The organism is Pontibacter sp. YIM B11418 (genome assembly GCF_059278805.1).
The window spans coordinates 127461-142764 of the sequence record NZ_JCAEMH010000003.1 but is presented as its reverse complement, the minus strand read 5'-3'; the positions used below and the strand labels follow the sequence as shown (position 1 = coordinate 142764).

14 protein-coding genes are annotated in these 15304 nt (G+C 48.5%); 13 read left to right on the top strand and 1 reads right to left on the bottom strand.

Going from position 1 to position 15304, the window contains the following annotated elements; translation table 11 throughout:
• The first annotated feature begins 72 nt into the window (after positions 1–72).
• The 8 genes from AC4QZR_RS08340 to AC4QZR_RS08305 all read left to right on the top strand — a co-directional run bounded on the left by AC4QZR_RS08340 (position 73) and on the right by AC4QZR_RS08305 (position 9241).
• Positions 73–1098, top strand: a complete 1026-nt coding sequence (locus AC4QZR_RS08340; protein ID WP_494480499.1) for a hypothetical protein — start codon at positions 73–75, stop codon at positions 1096–1098.
• A 102-nt stretch (positions 1099–1200) separates the two neighbouring features.
• Positions 1201–1560: a DUF4180 domain-containing protein gene (locus AC4QZR_RS08335; protein WP_494480498.1), complete on the top strand. Its 360-nt coding sequence runs from the start codon at positions 1201–1203 to the stop codon at positions 1558–1560.
• 36 nt (positions 1561–1596) lie between these two features.
• Positions 1597–2241, top strand: a complete 645-nt coding sequence (locus AC4QZR_RS08330) for a hypothetical protein (protein ID WP_494480497.1) — start codon at positions 1597–1599, stop codon at positions 2239–2241.
• A 23-nt stretch (positions 2242–2264) separates the two neighbouring features.
• Entirely contained in the window at positions 2265–2828 is a 564-nt protein-coding gene (locus AC4QZR_RS08325) for a DUF4256 domain-containing protein (protein WP_494480496.1), read from the top strand.
• 79 nt (positions 2829–2907) lie between these two features.
• Positions 2908–3975, top strand: coding sequence for a DUF5700 domain-containing putative Zn-dependent protease (locus tag AC4QZR_RS08320; RefSeq protein ID WP_494480495.1), 1068 nt, complete (start codon positions 2908–2910; stop codon positions 3973–3975).
• Positions 3976–4026: 51 nt separating this feature from the next.
• Entirely contained in the window at positions 4027–4761 is a 735-nt protein-coding gene (locus tag AC4QZR_RS08315) for an acetolactate decarboxylase (RefSeq protein WP_494480494.1), read from the top strand.
• Positions 4762–5088: 327 nt separating this feature from the next.
• Entirely contained in the window at positions 5089–7710 is a 2622-nt protein-coding gene (locus tag AC4QZR_RS08310) for a DUF5686 and carboxypeptidase regulatory-like domain-containing protein (protein ID WP_494480493.1), read from the top strand.
• Positions 7711–7993: 283 nt separating this feature from the next.
• Positions 7994–9241 carry an aspartyl protease family protein gene (locus tag AC4QZR_RS08305; RefSeq protein ID WP_494480492.1) on the top strand — a complete coding sequence of 416 codons (1248 nt, stop codon included), beginning with the start codon at positions 7994–7996 and terminating at the stop codon, positions 9239–9241.
• A 1-nt stretch (position 9242) separates the two neighbouring features.
• On the opposite strand, the gene AC4QZR_RS08300 is transcribed toward AC4QZR_RS08305, so the two are convergent.
• Positions 9243–9521, bottom strand: a complete 279-nt coding sequence (locus AC4QZR_RS08300) for a hypothetical protein (protein WP_494480491.1) — start codon at positions 9519–9521, stop codon at positions 9243–9245.
• Positions 9522–10074: 553 nt separating this feature from the next.
• Here AC4QZR_RS08300 and AC4QZR_RS08295 point away from each other — a divergent pair.
• From AC4QZR_RS08295 to AC4QZR_RS08275, 5 genes are all read left to right on the top strand, one after another.
• The gene (locus AC4QZR_RS08295) at positions 10075–10743 is read left to right on the top strand and encodes a GNAT family N-acetyltransferase (RefSeq protein WP_253405769.1); all 669 of its coding nucleotides are present in this window, start codon (positions 10075–10077) and stop codon (positions 10741–10743) included.
• A gap of 8 nt (positions 10744–10751) precedes the next feature.
• Positions 10752–11948 (top strand): argininosuccinate synthase, encoded by a 1197-nt coding sequence (locus AC4QZR_RS08290; RefSeq protein WP_494480490.1) that lies wholly within the window; start codon positions 10752–10754, stop codon positions 11946–11948.
• Positions 11948–12949: an N-acetyl-gamma-glutamyl-phosphate reductase gene (argC, locus tag AC4QZR_RS08285; RefSeq protein WP_494480489.1), complete on the top strand. Its 1002-nt coding sequence runs from the start codon at positions 11948–11950 to the stop codon at positions 12947–12949. The genes AC4QZR_RS08290 and argC overlap by 1 nt, the downstream gene beginning before the upstream one ends.
• Before the next feature lie 241 nt (positions 12950–13190).
• Positions 13191–14339 (top strand): aspartate aminotransferase family protein, encoded by a 1149-nt coding sequence (locus AC4QZR_RS08280; RefSeq protein WP_494480488.1) that lies wholly within the window; start codon positions 13191–13193, stop codon positions 14337–14339.
• A complete protein-coding gene (locus AC4QZR_RS08275; protein WP_494480487.1) occupies positions 14339–15289 on the top strand; it encodes a Rossmann-fold NAD(P)-binding domain-containing protein in 951 nt (316 codons plus the stop codon). Before AC4QZR_RS08280 ends, AC4QZR_RS08275 begins: the two co-directional genes overlap by 1 nt.
• Positions 15290–15304: the final 15 nt, after the last annotated feature.

Sequence of the window (15304 nt, the reverse complement as noted above, 5' to 3'; positions counted from 1 at the left end):
GTAACAAGGCACAGGCAGCATGTTCGGCCAATGCCTCATTCGCAGCCTGTACAAAACGTTGTACAAAATTGAATGATACTCTTTAACAGAATACATAATCCAGCCTCTTTAGATACTAACTCAATAGAATCTGACTTGAGTGATGGTAAAACTGTTGTCATTCAGTTTTCAGAAAGAGTCTATGATGACAAGATTCTTGCTGAGCTTAATGCGCTGTGCGCAAGAAACAGCGAGTTACTCGAGATTAGGTTCTATGGGCATTATGAAGATAATGGATACTTTGACTGCCAAATTCTTGAAAGGCTGCCAGATGTGAAGTCCCTGTTTGTAGATTGCCTTTACCATGCTAAGAACCTGTCTTTCCTAACAAATCTGAAGCACCTTCATACCCTTAGCCTTGGTTTCTTTGAGCTAAAAAAGACTGAAATCCTGAATTCTGAAAACTTGAAGTCGCTGCATAAGCTGTTGCTTTGCGACACAAGGACAAAGGCTCTAAACCTGGAGTACCTTAGAGAGTATCAGAAACTTAAGTACTTGATTTGTTGCAGTCACACAAAAAACATAGAGGCACTTGGTGAGCTTAACAACTTGGAATACCTATCACTGAACTCAATAAGCAAAGCACCTATCAGCTTTATAAACAACTTAAAAAAGTTGAAGACTCTAAAATTGATATTGGGAAGCAGAAGCGACATCAATGAAATAGAAGACAATGATATAGAAGAGCTAGAAATCATACGAGTAAGAGGCTTTAATGAGTTAAAGAACCTTGCCTGTTTTAGAAAGCTAAAAAAGCTCCAAATAGAAGACCAGATCCAGCTAACTGAACTGGTGTTTGACAAGACGCTTCATCACCTTGAAGAGGTAATTATTCTGAATTGTAAGTCCTTATCCCTCTTGGACGGATTAGAGAAATTAGAAAGACTCAGAAGGCTATGGATTTACAAGACTGGGCTTGACTTTGATACCTTATTCGTGAAGCCACTTCCGAAATCACTGAAAACATTCGGCTTTTATACCTCAAAAGTGAAAATAGATAACGAAATACAAAGCAGGATTAAGTCATTAGGTTATCAAAACAGACTAGCAGAAGTATAAGAACAAATTTGTACAACCACACCTTTACGGCAGCTACGCCACCGCAAAGCCCAGTACGTTAGGAGGATTGCAATAGCAGCCCCTCGCAAACCAACATACAACATGAAAATAGAAACACATTCTATAAACGACACTAAAATAGCCGAAGTGACTTCGGAAGACAGGATAATCAATAGTATCGAAGACGGAGTGGATTTATTAGGAAGCATTTACTATCAGGGATTTGATCGAATTATAATACACGAGAAGAACATCACACCTGACTTCTTTGAACTGAAGAACGGAATGGCAGGCGAAATACTGCAAAAGTTTTCCAATTTTCGCGTCCGTTTGGCTATAGTAGGCGACTTCTCAAAATATACCCGCCAGAGTGTGCAAGACTTCATTTATGAAAGCAATAAAGGCAAACAAATCAATTTTGTGAGTTCTCTTAAAGAAGCGCTGGATAAACTCTCTCAATAACTGAAAACTAAAAAGCCACAGTTAACCTAAGCTGAAATGAAAAAGTATTTTACCCCGCTACTTTTCCTTATACCTGTTGGCATACTCTCTTATGTCTATAGCCTGACGAGCTTTCTGTTGCTTGCAGTCATTGCCCTGTGCCTGACAGCTTTGTTGGTAGTAGGTATAGCAAAGATTTTTCGCCCAAGCCTCGATCAAAAATGGCTGACACTGCCTTTAACTATAACAGCTATCTGCGCTTTGGGTGTGTTGGTTGGCCTGCTGCGTCCCTTAGATCCTGCGGTGGTGAACGTAGGTGATGCGAGTGATAAATTAGTGTATGCTTATGAAACAGACCAGGCAGACCGCATGACCGTTGGCGCATACCTTGGCCTGTTCGAAGACAGCATGGCGGAGCGAGACAGCATAAGACTCATGCAAGTCACCCAACTCTACCACGACGAACAAATCAGCCTACCGATCGATAAGTTTTATGCCGCTTTTGTGTTCCATCACAGCAAGAAAAGTGAACTCTATGAGATTGCTCAAAAGCTGGCTGGAGAAGCTGCTGCGGTAAGCGAACTAAAGGATAATTACGTGGTGCAATGGCTGGCCAAAGCAACTTACGACAGGTGGCTGGTCTCGCTGGGAAAACCAGAGAAGTACGGCACGCAGGACAAGTTTAGCGTTAGTGTGGAATAGCTATTTTAAACATAGAGATCACCATGGGAAATACAAAAGGAATTACGCCGGAGCAAAGTAAAACACTTCTCGACACTCTCAAATCCCGCTTTGAGAAAAACATGCAACGCCACACAGGTATAGCATGGGCGGATGTGCAAGCCAGACTGGAAGCGAACCCTGCTAAACTGTGGTCGCTGTACGAAATGGAGACAACAGGAGGAGAGCCGGATGTGGTCGGGCAAGACACAAAAACCGGCGAATTCATTTTCTTCGATTGCGCAGCGGAAAGTCCTAAAGGGCGCAAAAGTGTGTGCTACGACCGCGAAGGACTTGAGTCCAGGAAAGAGCACCGACCGGAAAATAATGCGCTGGATATGGCTGCTGAAATGGGTATTGAGATTTTATCAGAAACGGAATATCGGGAGCTGCAGAAGCTTGGCAAGTTCGATCAGAAAACCTCGAGCTGGATCCAGACACCAGCCGACATCAGAGAACTCGGAGGAGCGTTGTTTGCTGATTTCCGCTACGGCCATGTGTTTGTGTACCACAACGGAGCGCAATCCTACTACAGTAACCGGGCATTCCGCGGCTCGCTGCGGGTCTGAGCATCTTTAGCTAACTAAGCTATACCTTGCACCAGTCAGTATCAATTCAGATTGATCAACTAAACAAACTTTTACCTACATGAAAAAACTTTTTACCCTTTTGCTTTTAGCTGCTTCCGGATATGCTGCGCAAGCGCAGGTGGTGGATGTATCGGCGGCCGAACGTTACTTTGAACTGGTGGATACCCTGAAATCAGGTAAGCGACTGCACGATGCTACCTGGCAGCAGTTTCTGGCTATGGAAGGCAACCAACAGTACATCGAAAACCAGAATTACAAAGAAGCTTATCTGAATAACTTTCGCAAGACGATGGAAGTGGTTTACATGCCTGAGCATGACAGCCTCCTGCAAGTCCGGTTACAGGACCGGCAGGCGAACTACATGACCTACAGCATTCACGTCTACAAAGCGCATGAAACGGAGCTTCGGCAATACCTGGCGCAATTGGCTGCCGATAAAGAGGGTTATGTGAACACAATGTACCAAACCTGCTACAGTATGCTGCCAAAACGCATGCACAGCAAGAACCCTGAAACCGGTGTATACCTAATCGCGCTGGGCAACGATGCGGTGGCTCATAAAGGAAACATAGTGCTTAATGTTTGGCTCGAGTACAAGTTCAACCAGGTGAAGCCCGGCGCGGTGGGAGGTCATGAGTTGCACCATACGCTCAACAAACCAAAGCGCTATGATGTGGCCGAAAAAGATAAGAGTCTTCTGTTGATGCTGGAACTGCTGATGAACGAAGGCGTACCTGATCTGATCGACAAGAAATATGCGGTTGCACCCCACATGCCGGGCGATATGCAGTGGGGAACCTACTTGCTGGATCTGGGCAAACAGCACCTTCCCAAAGTTGATGCCGCTATCAAAGAGATAGCCTCCGGCGAGAAGCAGTACTCCAGCAAAGAAATAAGAAACCAGGTGATAGGTATGAGTGGTCACGTGCCCGGCTTCTACATGACCGATGTGATTGAGCGAAACGGGCTGAACAAGAAGCTGGTTTCGAATATGGACAATCCGTTCCAAATCATCCACCTCTACAACAAAGCTGCCCGCAAAGACAAATCGAAGCCCTTTATTTTCTCTGACGAAGCCATTGCATATCTCAAGAAAGTAGAGTCCGGAGCCAAAGTTTTAAACTAAAGCTATATTTGTCTGATGCCTCATGTGGGGGTCGCATTTACAAAACAAAAAATGAAACACTTTTCACTTGTCTCTTTCAGTCTTATGACTGCTCTTCTGTTGAGCGGCTGCACCACAGATACCGATCAGGCCGCGGCTACTGCTGCCAGCGAAGTGCAGGTAGTGGGAGCGATGCGTAACGTGATGTGGAAAGGCGAACTGGCCGGTACGATCGATCTGGATTCGATTGCGGGGAAAGAGCAGTTGTATGGTTTAGGACCGGTGGAATACCTGGCGGGCGAGTTGCTGATCATGGATGGGAAGTCCTATAAATCGGTGGTGGTGAGCGACACGACCATGCAGGTAAAAGAGACTTTTGCGGCCAAAGCCCCATTTTTTGTTTATGCCCGGGTGCCCGCCTGGCAGGAGCGCACTTTACCAGACTCCATCCGAACCATGCAGCAACTGGAGCTATACCTGGATGGCGAAACCCAAAATAGCAAACGGCCATTTCCATTTAAGGTGAGCGGCGAAATCGAGCAGGCAACCATCCACATTGTCAATCTGCCGGCTGGCTCCAAGGTCAGTAATCCCGGAGAGGCTCACCAAGGGCAGGTGAATTATGCGCTGGGCAATGAGGCAGTTGACATTTTAGGTTTCTTCTCGACCGAGCACAAAGCCGTGTTCACCCACCACGACACTTTCATGCACCTGCACCTGATCACAAATGACCGTTCTAAAATGGGTCACTTGGATGAAGCTGCATTCAAACCGGGCAGTCTGACGCTATACCTGCCGAAGGAATAGCCCAACTTTACGCAATTCATAACAGCTGCTATACCTGTAGGAAGTCCTCAGGTATAGCAGCTGTTTCTTTTTTCGGGTTTTTCCTTATTTTTTTGAAATATCATGCAACGGATAGATGTTAAATTGCATCTTAACTATATATTGCGGTAAGAATTCTATTGCTTGCTGCTTCTACCTTAATCCCTTTTTATGAAAACTAATTTAGCGTCCTTTCTGTGCTATACGCATTCCCTTGCCTGTGTTCAAACCTACCCCTGTTCCAGTTCACAAAGTTAAGCCCCTTACTACTTCCTGACATTCAAGCTTACTAATTAGCCAGATATTCCTATGCGTTTATTTTCCTGTCTGCTTACCTTTTTATTTGTCCTGTTTCAGTTCTCACTTTCTGCGCAAGGTATACGCGGGAGCATCAAAAACCAGAAAGGTGAAGCGCTGCCATTTGCCTCGGTTTACATCACGAACCTCAACAACGGCTCGTCGAGCAACGCGAACGGTGACTTTGAAATAAAGCTGCCAGCCGGAAAGCACACGGTGGTGGTGAAATACATCGGCTATGAAGCGCAGCAGGTGCAGGTCGAGATCACAGATAGTTGGGTGCAGCAGGATTTCCGATTGGGAGAGCAGTCCTTTGCCCTAAAAGAGGTGCAGGTGAAGGGCAAAGGGGAGGACCCAGCTTATACCATTATGCGCAAGGCTATTGCCAAAAAGAAATACCACCTGCTACAGTACGACAGCTACAAGATGAAGGTATACGTGAAAGGAACCGGCGAACTGACCGATGCGCCTTTCTTTCTTAAAAACAAACTCAAAGAAGAAGGGGTGAAGCTGAACGAAGCCTATACGCTCGAATCGGTGAGCGAGATCAAGTTTGCGCAACCCAACAAGTTTGAGGAGAAGGTGATCTCCATCCGCACTTCGGGCGATAACAAAGGCAGTATTTCACCGATGACTTTTGTGAGCGCAAGTTTCTACAATGATAAAGTAGTGGAGATGGTGTCGCCGCTTTCACGTTCTGCTTTTGCCTATTACAAATTCCAATATGAGGGCAGTTTTCAGGAAGGCAACATCGACGTGAACAAGATCAAGGTGACCCCACGCTCCCGCGGCGATAATGTGTTTGAAGGCTACATCTACATCATAGAAGGCTACTGGGCCATCCACAGCCTCGACCTTAGAACCAGCATGATGGGCTTCCCGATCAAGGTGAAGCAGAATTATGCCGAAGTAGCGCCAACTGTCTGGATGCCGACTACGCACCAGTTTCATTTTTCTGGCAAAGTGATGGGCTTTGGTGGTGAGTTCCGCTACCTGGCTTCCAGCTCTGATTACCAGGTGGTGCTCAACAAAAAGCTGGTGGCCCCGAAAGAAATTATCGATGAGAAAGTAGAAGAAGTACCCGAAGCCATAGCCGCTATCAAGTCGAGCAATAAAAACCCCAACCTGGAGGTGCTGGCCAACCAGGATAAACTGACGCGCAAGCAATTCCGGCAACTCATTGTGCAGCAGGAAAAAGAAGCCCTGAAAGAACAGAAAGATCCGGAAGTAGTGTCGGAGCGCAGGTATACGGTAGACAAACTGGCCACCAAACGCGACTCTGCCTACTGGGATTCGGTGCGCCCTGTGCCGCTTAGTGACAAAGAACTCAAAGGCTACCAACGCGATGACTCTCTGGCGCAGATCAAATCGGCTGAGCTGACAGGCAAAGACTCCACTAAGGTTATCAAAAAGAGAAAATTCAAGCCACAAGACCTGGTGATGGGCGCGGGTTACAGACTTTCACCACGCACACGCGTGAACATCGATCCGACTTTCACGAATGTATACTACAACACGGTAGAAGGTTGGAACGTGAACCTGAGCGGCAAGCTGCGCCACCAGTACGACAGTCTGCGCCGCAGTTTTGAAGTAGCACCTACGTTCCGATATGGCTTCGATAGCGAAACGTTTTATGCCAAGACTCGCATGGCGCATTCAGTGAGGAGCAAAGGAAAATCGCATTTGCTATACCTGGAAGGAGGTAAGTTTGTGGAGCAGTTCAATAGCGAAAACCCAATCCATCCGCACATCAACACGCTCAGCACATTGCTGTTCCGCCGCAACTACATGAAGATCTATGAGAAGAGTTTTGTGGAGACCGGCTTCGAGTATAAGCCATCGGTTTGGTTGAAAGTGAGCGGAAATATGGAGTGGTCGCAGCGCAACCAGCTTTACAACAACACCGACCGCAGCTTCTTCTACACTGATGAAGACAGGACCTTTAGCCCCAGCACGCCGGACAATGTAGAGATGGAAAGCACCGAGTTTCCGAAACACGAGGCGCTAGTGCTTCAGGCTAACCTGAGTTACCGCCCTGTGCAACGCTATCGACTATACAACGGCCGCAAAATTCCGATCATGGAGCGCTCGCCGGAGTTGCTTTTCATGTACCGCAAAGGTATTTCAGGTGTACTGGGGAGTGATGTGAACTTCGATCAGGTGCAGCTGGGCATCAACCATGCGCTGGCGTTTGGGGTGCGGGGCAAGCTGGAGTTTGAACTGCGCGGCGGCACTTTCCTGAATAGCAAGCGCATGTACTTCATGGACTACAACCACTTCGACGGCAACCGCACTATTTTGAGTAGCCTGAAACCGGCCGGTTCGTTCCGCCTGCTCGACTACTACCAGTACAGCACCAACGGCAGTTATTTCTCTGCACACACGCACTACCAGTTCCGCAAGTTCCTGCTCACCCAGATTCCGGAAGTGCGCTTCACAGGTATAAAGGAAAACGTTTTCCTCAACTACCTCAAAACGCAGCACTCGCCACACTACTATGAAGTAGGTTACTCACTCGACAATGTGTTCCGGGTGTTCCGCATCGAAACGGCAGCTTCTTTCCACGACCGCAGCTTCCAGGAAATAGGCTTCAGAATAGGTATAGCGACGCTGCTTAACTTTAATCAGAGGTAGAGATAACGGGTATAGGACATAAAGACAGTTTTCCCTTTTTAAAGGCGGATAGGAAGAGTTGCCTTGGGCTGCCGATGAATACTTCGGGAAGGTATAAGTTCAGCAGGTATGGAGCTGAACTTATACCTTCCGGACGTCTGCTGCGTGTCTGAAGTTTGCGAGCCACAGCGTCAGGCCTGTTTCTTTTGCACTAAAACAACAATATTCAGTATCGATACTATCTTGTCTTAAAATCTACGTATATAGATAAGACTGATTCTCTGTGTCTTACGTAGGTCTTCCCATGACAAGGTTTTCTGCCTTTCTACTGCTTTGTCTTTGCTTCTGTCTGTCATTTTCCGAAGCGATGGGGCAGGCGTTTGCCAGCGATACTGTCTACTTCACCTCCAAGCGCAAAAGCATCACTTTTCCTTTCAAGCTGGTCCATAACCTGATCATCATCCCGGTGCAGATCAACGACTCGCAACCCTTGAATTTCATTCTGGACTCCGGTGTGAAAAACACGCTGATCACCCGCCTGAATTATTCTGATTCGCTCAGTCTGAACGAGGCCGGTCGCATTAGCATACAGGGGCTGGGCAGCGGGCATGAAATGGAGGCGATCTACTCGAGAGGCAACGTTATGCGCATGCCAGGTATAGTAGGCGTCAATCACCAGGTATACGTGCTGATGGAAGATGTTTTTAACCTTTCTACCCGCATGGGGATGGCCATACACGGCATCATCGGCTACGACATCTTCCGGAATTTCATCGTCAAGATAAACTACAGCAGTAAAACTCTCACGCTTTACCGACCAGACACGAAACTCAAGGTTCCGAAAAAGGGTGAGGTATATCCGCTCCACATTGAGAACACCAAAGCCTACGTGGAGGCGGATGTACGGCAGCATAACGGGGATTCCATTAAAGTGAAGCTGGTGATCGATACCGGCGCGAGCCACTCGATATCGCTATACCTGCCAACTGATGAGCGTCTGCAATTACCGCCTAAAGTGATGGAAGCCTACCTGGGTCGGGGTTTGAGCGGGGATATCAATGGCAAGATCGGTCGCATCAACAGTTTTTCGCTGGGCAGGTACGAGCTGCGCGATCTGCCGGCATCTTATCCGGATGAGGAGTCAATCAAAGCGGCGCTCAACCTGGCGAATCGCAACGGTAACATAGGCTCGGATATTTTGAAGCGTTTCACCGTGATCTTTGACTATCCGCACGAGCGCATGGTGCTAATGCCCAACAGCAAATACAGCGAACCGTTTTACTATAACATGACCGGTTTTGAGATCAGCACGCCACTGCCCGGAGCCAATTTTTATATCGTGTCGCATGTCATAGAGGATTCACCTGCCAAAGCGAGCGGACTGCTGCCCGGCGACCAGCTCATCAACATCAACGGCCGCGATTGCACAGAACTGGCGCTGGACGAGCTGCTGGAGCTCTTCGAAAGCAAGCCGGGCCGAAAGGTAAGACTAAAGCTGAAGCGCGACTCCAAATTGGTAAACGTAGAGATGGTTTTACAGAGCCGGATCTAACTTAGGCCTGCTGCATATCCGTGTATACCTGCGCCCCCAATAAAATCACCGCCATTACAATCAGGCCTATGCCGACATAGAACCTTACTTTAGGTATAGGGGCAGCCACCAAATTGCCGGCCGCATCGGGTTTGCTGAAGCGCAGGTTGGATAGGATAAGGCCGTTGCCGAAGCTCAGCCAAATGGCCGCCATGAGTGGGTCACGAGTCAGGAACAGGGAGGCCGTGCCGATGGCGGAAAAGATAAGGCCGATGATAACGCTGAGTGATAAATTCTTCATTGCGCTGCAAGATACGCAAAGCCGCTAAAATTTTGAGTAGTGCGCTTTGTTACCAGCACAGCATTTAGATGCTAATTTCAAAGAAACAGAGATATTTTAAACTATATGTTGTAACATTTTGTAGTAAGGTGTAAATTTTATCATAATCTACAACTAATTGTTGTAGATACCGATATTAATTGCAAACCTTTGCTTTCTGGAACAGGCAAAGACCTGTTTTTATAAAATTTGAACCAACAAATTGAAATGAAAAAAAAGCCGACTTTATCATCTGCGATGGTAAATCACCTTTCTCTGAAGGGTGCGTCTTTTTCTATTCTGTCTGCCAGGATAGTTTTGAGGGCTATTAATGCCGTGGTCCGTTACAGGCCCTAGGCCGACGTGCTTCCCGACTACCCATGTGGTAGTCATTCTTCCCCAATTTTTTTATGAGTGATTGTTGCCTGATGAAGGTATGCGCAGCCGTATATCCGTTTCAGAGCATTGTTTCAATTATTTCTAATTCTGTATCAGCTGGTTATGTGCAAGCATAGCCTGGTATATAATTTCTATAATGAATCCATCTCCTTTTATCATTACCGTTGCCACTGCGCAACACACCAGCTATGCGCAGCAGATCTGCGACGAAATGGAGTCTTCGGCCAAGGCCAGAGGTACAGGTATAGCCAAGCGTACCCCTGAGTACATTGCCCAGAAAATGCTGGAAGGTAAGGCCGTGATTGCCCTGGACGTGAACGGCGTTTGGGCTGGCTTCTGCTACATCGAAACCTGGAGCCATGGAAAGTACGTGGCTAACTCAGGTCTTATTGTGTCGCCGGAACTTCGTAAAAGCGGTCTGGCCAAACTGATCAAGAACAAAATTTTTGAACTGTCGCGCACCAAATACCCGGATTCAAAGATCTTCGGCCTCACCACTGGTTTGGCCGTGATGAAGATCAACTCTGACCTGGGTTACCGCCCGGTTACTTATTCCGAGCTTACCGACGACGACGCTTTCTGGAACGGTTGCAAGAGCTGCGTGAACTATGAGATTCTGGTGATGAAGAACCGCAGCAACTGCCTCTGCACCGCCATGCTCTACGATCCGGCACGTGAGCAGAAACCGATTGCCCGTGAGCAGCTCCAAATCCTGACTCCTGTGGAAGAACCGTCTATACCAGTGGGCTATGGCACCTTTGCGCAAAGCCACGGAAACCAAAACACTAACCCGACAAGCATCTAACCCATATTATGAAGAAGAAAGTTGTTTTAGCCTTCAGCGGCGGCCTGGATACCTCTTACTGTGTAAAGTACCTGAAAGAAGAAAAGGGACTGGAAGTGCACTCTGTGCTTGTAAACACCGGCGGATTCTCAGCAGAGGAACTGCAGCAGACCGAGCAGCGTGCCTACGACCTGGGCGTGACGCAGCACACCAATCTGGACGAAACAGAATACTACTACCAGAGCTGCATCAAATACCTGATATTCGGAAACGTGCTGAAGAACAACACCTATCCCTTGTCAGTGAGTGCCGAGCGCGTGACGCAGGCCATGGCCATCGCGCGCCACGCTAAAGCCCTGGGTGCTGACTATGTGGCCCACGGAAGCACCGGAGCTGGTAACGATCAGGTGCGCTTTGACATGATCTTCCATGTGATGATTCCGGATATCGAGATCATCACGCCGATCCGTGACATGAAACTGTCGCGTGAAGAAGAAATTGAATACCTGAAGCAGCACGGTGTGGAATACGACTTCGTAAAAGCGCAGTATTCGATCAACAAGGGCATCTGGGGTACCTCTGTGGGTGGCAAAGAAACATTGACCTCGCATCAGCCGCTGCCGGAATCAGCCTACCCAACGCAACTAACCAAAGAGCAACCAGAGCGCGTAACATTGCACTTTGTAAAAGGTGAACTGACAGGTATAAACGACCAGGTATACGATAGTCCGGTACAGGCTATTCAGGCCTTGCAAGGTATAGCGGGTCCGTTTGCCATTGGCCGTGACATCCACGTGGGCGATACGATCATCGGCATCAAGGGCCGCGTTGGCTTTGAGGCAGCTGCCCCGATGGTGATCATCAAGGCGCACCATACTTTGGAGAAACACGTGCTTACCAAATGGCAACTTTATTGGAAAGACCAACTGGCAACCTGGTACGGCAACTGGCTGCACGAAGGACAGTTCATCGACCCAACCATGCGCAACATCGAGACCTTCCTGCAGGAGACGCAGGAGAATGTGACCGGCAAGGTACACGTGCTGCTGGCGCCTTACCGTTTCCAGGTAGAGGGTATCGAGTCGGAGCATGATTTGATGTCGTCGAAGTTTGGCAGCTACGGTGAAATGAACAATGCCTGGTCGGGTGAGGATGTGAAAGGCTTCTCGAAGATTTTCGGCAACCAGGCCATGATGTATCACAAGATCAACAATACCGAACTATAATGGCAACAAGTATAAAAGCAGGTATAGTAGGCGGAGCAGGATATGCCGGTGGTGAGCTGCTGCGTTTACTACTGCTTCACCCAAATGTAGAACTGGCTTTTGTACAGAGCCGCAGCCAGGCAGGTAAACCTGTCTATGCCACGCACCCTGATCTGCTGGGAGAAACTGAAATACTGTTTTCAGCTGATGCAGCTATACCTGTGGATGTCCTTTTTCTATGCGCCGGACATGGGGAGGCGGCCAAATTTCTGGCAGAAAACGAAGTATCGGCTGAGACAAAGATCATTGACCTGAGCCAGGATTTCCGCTGGAATGAAAGTACGGCTACTGCCAACGTAAATGCCGATGGCCGTAGCTTTGTGTACGGCTTGCCGGAGTTGCAACGAGAGCAGATACAGCAGGCGGAGCACATTGCCAACCCGGGTTGCTTCGCTACAGGTATACAGTTGGCTTTGCTGCCGCTGGCCAAGCAAAATCTGTTGAATACCGATGTGCATGTAAGTGGTATCACGGGTTCTACAGGGGCCGGCCAAAGCCTGAGCGCGACTTCGCATTTCAGCTGGCGCACTGAGAACGTTTCGACCTACAAAGTGATGGAGCACCAGCACCTGCGCGAGATCAAGCACAGTCTGAAAAGCCTGCAGTCTGAAGGTCAGCCGGACATTCACTTTATACCTTACCGCGGTCCATTTGCGCGCGGAATCTTTATTACCGCATACCTGCAGTCGGACCTTTCGTTGGAAGAGGCCCAAGCCATGTACAAGGACTATTACAAAGGACACCCTTTTACCCTGGTGACCGATCAAAACCCGGACCTGAAGCAGGTGGTGAACACAAACAAGTGCGTGCTATACTTGCAGAAGCTTGGCAACATGCTCGTGATCACCAGCCTGATCGACAACTTACTGAAAGGGGCTGCCGGACAGGCAGTCCAGAACATGAACCTGGTTTTTGGTTTGGACGAAACGACAGGCTTAAAGATGAAAGCTGCAGCGTTTTAAAAGTTTTATAGCGCGAGCTTCCTCGCTCGTGTTTAGTATAGAGGGGCCTCTGGCCCAGTTGTATGTTTTCTCAGTTTAGCACAAGGGGCCGGAGGCCCCACGATAGCAAGTCACGAGCGAGGACGCTCGCGCCATAATTCAGACAAATTACAATCAACAACCAGCAATTCCACAATGCTCACATACCCAAGAACTCTGTTCTATACCTATTTTCTAACCTCTTACATCTAATTCCATAGCCATGAACCTCTTTGATGTATACCCGCTCTTCGATATCGAACCTGTAAGAGCAGCCGGTCTGTCTGTTTGGGACAAGGAAGGCAGAAAATACCTCGACCTCTACGGCGGCCACGCCGTTATCTCGATCGGTCACTCTCACCCACACTACGTGAAGCGCATCGCGCGTCAGCTATACGACATCGGCTTCTATTCCAACGCCGTGCAAATGCCGATGCAACTGGAACTGGCCGAAAAGCTGGGCAAACTCAGTGGCTATGAAGCCTACAACTTTTTCCTGTGCAACTCCGGCGCCGAGGCCAACGAGAACGCCCTGAAACTGGCTTCTTTCCAGACGGGTCGTAAAAAGGTCATTTCCTTTAAGGCCTCTTTCCATGGCCGTACTTCAGCTGCTGTCGCTGCCACTGACGACCCGAGCATTGTGGCGCCCATCAACCAGACCGATAACATTATTTTCCTGCCGTTTAACGACGTAACCTCTTTTGAAGAGGCGCTGCTGGAGCATGGACAGGAATTAGCCGCTGTCATCGTAGAAGGTATACAGGGTGTAGGAGGGGTAAACATACCGACAGTTGATTTCCTGAAAGCACTGGAAGGTGGCTGTAAAAAAGTTGGTGCATTATTGATATTAGATGAAGTGCAGTCAGGTTATGGTCGCTCCGGTAAATTCTTTGCGCACCAGCATGCAGGCATACAGCCAGATCTGATTACGGTTGCCAAAGGTATGGGCAACGGCTTCCCGGTAGGTGGTGTGCTGATCAGTCCGGAAATAGAAGCACGTCATGGTATGCTGGGTACAACCTTTGGAGGCAACTACTTGGCCTGCGCTGCGTCGCTGGCTGTATTGGAGGTTATAGAGAAAGAGAATCTGCTGGAAAACGCCACCATCATGGGGCACTACCTGAGAGAGCAGCTCGAAGGAATGCCAGGTATAAAAGAAGTACGCGGACAGGGTTTGATGATAGGTATAGAACTCCACGAACCCTGCGCAGCCATCCGCAAAGAACTACTGAACCAGTATGGTATCTTTACGGGAAGTTCTTCCAACAAAAACACATTACGTCTATTACCCGCTCTCACAATCAGCAAAGTGGAAATAGATCAGTTTTTGAAAGCCTTTTCATCCATTCTTACCAAAAAAGTAACTGCCTGATGAAGCAATTCACTTCCGTACACGATGTGCAGGACGTAGCCGCTCTGGTGAACGAAGCACTCGAACTAAAAAACAACCCTTACGCGCATAAATCGCTCGGGCAGGATAAAACCCTTGGCCTGATCTTCATGAACCCTAGTCTGCGTACCCGTCTGAGCACACAAAAAGCAGGTATGAACCTGGGTATGAACGTGATGGTGATGAACCTTGACAAAGAAGGCTGGGCACTGGAAACCCGCGATGGCGTGATCATGGACGGCACCACCGTGGAGCACATCCGTGAGGCTGCTGCCGTGATGGGACAATACTGCGACATCATCGGCATCCGCTCTTTCCCGAAACTGCAGGACAGAGAAGAAGATTATAGCGAAGACCTTCTGAACAAATTCATTGCGCTGACCGGCGTTCCAATTGTAAGCCTGGAATCAGCGACACGCCATCCGCTCCAAAGCTTGGCTGATCTTGTAACAATCAAAGAGCAGGCGGCTGCAGGTAAGCGACCAAAAGTCGTGTTGAGCTGGGCACCGCATATCAAACCGATCCCGCATTGCGTGGCCAATTCATTTGCTGAGTGGATGCAGCAGGCGGATGTGGAGCTCGTTATCACCAACCCGGAAGGCTACGACTTGGCAGAAGAGTTTACGATAGGTGCGCAGGTACTGCACAACCAGGACGAGGCTTTGCAGGATGCTGACTTTGTGTATGTAAAGAACTGGTCGAGCTACGAGCAATATGGCAAAGTGCTGACAGACGGTGAGGGCTGGATGATCACTAACGAAAAGCTGGCCCTGACCAACAACGCCAAAGTTATGCACTGCCTCCCGGTGCGCCGCGGTCTGGAACTGAGCCACGAGGTGCTGGACGGGCCAAACTCACTGGTTATCGAACAAGCGAATAACCGACTATATGCTGCGCAGGCCGTGTTGAAGCGAATGCTAGAGAATAACTGAATTGCTCATTCACTA